Here is a 1335-nt window from a genome sequence, read left to right as displayed (position 1 = left end):
GGGGAGGGGTTGGACGCGCGATGAGCGGCGACTCGCGCCATTTTTTGAAGGTTTTTTCCATGAACCGCAGACACTTCCTTTTTGCCTTGATGACTTCCCCCGCCTGGCGGCTGGCGGCCGGGGCGGATTTTGCGCCGGTGCTGGCCGGGCGGCCGCTGCGGTTTCCGGCGGACCACGGCGCGCATCCGGATTTCCGCACCGAGTGGTGGTATGCCACTGGCTGGCTGAGCTTGCCGGACGGCAGCCCGCTGGGTTTCCAGACGACCTTCTTCCGGGTTCGCACAGGGGTGGGCGAGGGCAGCGCCAGCGCCTTTGCGCCGCGCCAGCTGGTGCTGGCCCACGCGGCGGTGGCAGACCCGCGGCGCGGTCGGCTGCGCCATGCCGAGCGGTCGGCGCGGGTGGGCTTCGGCCACGCGGGGGCCGAGGAGGGTAATACGGCCGTGTGGGTGGGCGACTGGCGTTTTGCGCTGGAGGGCGGGGTTTATCAGGCCGAGGTGAAGGCCGACGATTTTGCCTACCGGCTGTCGCTGCGCCCTGACGGGCCACCGCTGCTCAATGGCGCCGCCGGTTTCAGCCGCAAGGGGCCGGACCCGCGCCAGGCCAGCTATTACTACAGCCGCCCCCGGCTGGCGGTGAGCGGCACCCTGAGCCTGGACGGCCGCGCGCAGCCGGTGAGCGGCCAGGCCTGGCTGGACCACGAGTGGTCGAGCGAGCTGCTGCCCGAGGACGCCCAGGGCTGGGACTGGATCGGCATCAACCTGGACGACGGCGGGGCGCTGATGGCTTTCCGGATGCGCGGCAAGGACGGCCGGGCGCTGTGGGCCGCGGCGACGCTGCAGGCAGCCGGCGGGGCGGTGCAGGTGTTTGCGCCGGAGGCGGTGGCTTTCGAAGCGGGCCGCACATGGCGCTCACCGCGGACGGGCATCGTGTACCCGGTGGCGTGGCGGCTGCGGGTGGGCACGCGGGCCTTCGAGCTGGCGCCGCTCATCGACGATCAGGAGCTCGACAGCCGCGGCTCGACCGGAGCGGTGTATTGGGAAGGTGCCGTGCGCCTCGTCGAAGCCGGCCGCGAGCGAGGGCGCGGGTATCTGGAGATGACGGGTTACGGGGACAGGATACGGGTGGGGTAGGTGTTATTGCGCGATTCGCCGCTCATCGCTTGGCAAACCCCTCCCCGGCCCTCCCCTTGTCAGGGGAGGGAGGCAGCGCGCGCTGCCGCCAACGCATGACCCGACCAGCAAGGTTCTCCCCTGCCAAGGCAGGGGAGGGAGATAGCGCGCGCTGCCGCCAACGCAGAGGCATGACCCGTCCAGCAAGGTTCCCCCCTGCCAAGGC

1 protein-coding gene is annotated in these 1335 nt (G+C 71.0%); it reads left to right on the top strand.

Annotated features, from left to right (window positions below):
- Positions 1–89: 89 nt before the first annotated feature.
- Entirely contained in the window at positions 90–1130 is a 1041-nt protein-coding gene (locus tag ZRA01_RS20085) for a lipocalin-like domain-containing protein (RefSeq protein WP_246093800.1), read from the top strand.
- Positions 1131–1335 lie beyond the last annotated feature (205 nt).

The organism is Zoogloea ramigera (assembly GCF_006539865.1).
Lineage (GTDB): Bacteria > Pseudomonadota > Gammaproteobacteria > Burkholderiales > Rhodocyclaceae > Zoogloea > Zoogloea ramigera.
The sequence above is the reverse complement of the archived record's forward strand: the minus strand, read 5'-3'. Positions and strand labels throughout refer to the sequence as shown.